The 589-nt window shown below is 48.4% G+C and carries 1 protein-coding gene; it reads right to left on the bottom strand.

The window, feature by feature from the left end; translation table 11 throughout:
* A partial coding sequence (locus tag R7Z50_RS29260) for a phosphate/phosphite/phosphonate ABC transporter substrate-binding protein (RefSeq protein ID WP_318149984.1) occupies positions 1 to 589 on the bottom strand: 589 nt, incomplete at both ends.

Genomic DNA, 589 nt, shown 5'->3' with positions numbered 1-589 from the left:
TAGCAAGCAAGACTTGCGCGATTTTTTTCGCCAGAAGAGACGAGCCGCGTTCTGTTTTGGCAAACGACCAGTTTGGATATAACGGCGTAGAAACAGCGCACGAAGAATGTTCATTTGGCTGTTGGTTTAAGACTCGAAAATCATCGTGCTGTAACAGACCTTCATTTTGCATCTGTTCCAGTAGACAAGCAGGCACGACAGCGGCTTCAACATTGCCGTCACGTAATTGGTAGAGATTGGCATCAATTGGGAAACCGAGATAGCGAACATCCGCAAAAAAGTCATTCGGATCGAGTCCCATTTCCACGATTTGATAGCGCAGTGTCAGATAACCACCAAACGCTTTTTCGGACACTGCCGCGACAGGAAATCCAGAAACATCTTTTAATGTTTGGTATGGCGAATTTGCCCGAACCACCAGCGCAGAACCAATGCTATAGTTCGAGTTTTGCGGTGCGCGCCCCGTCAATGTTGCCATCCATGACAACGCATATTGTCTGCCCAATCGCACAGCCTGACCAGGGTTGGTTAAGATGAAGTCCATGGTCTGAAACTTCACCGCCTCCCCCATTTCGTCCAAATTGAGCGG

The organism is Vibrio sp. 1249-1 (assembly GCF_033340495.1).
The sequence above is the reverse complement of the archived record's forward strand: the minus strand, read 5'-3'. Positions and strand labels throughout refer to the sequence as shown.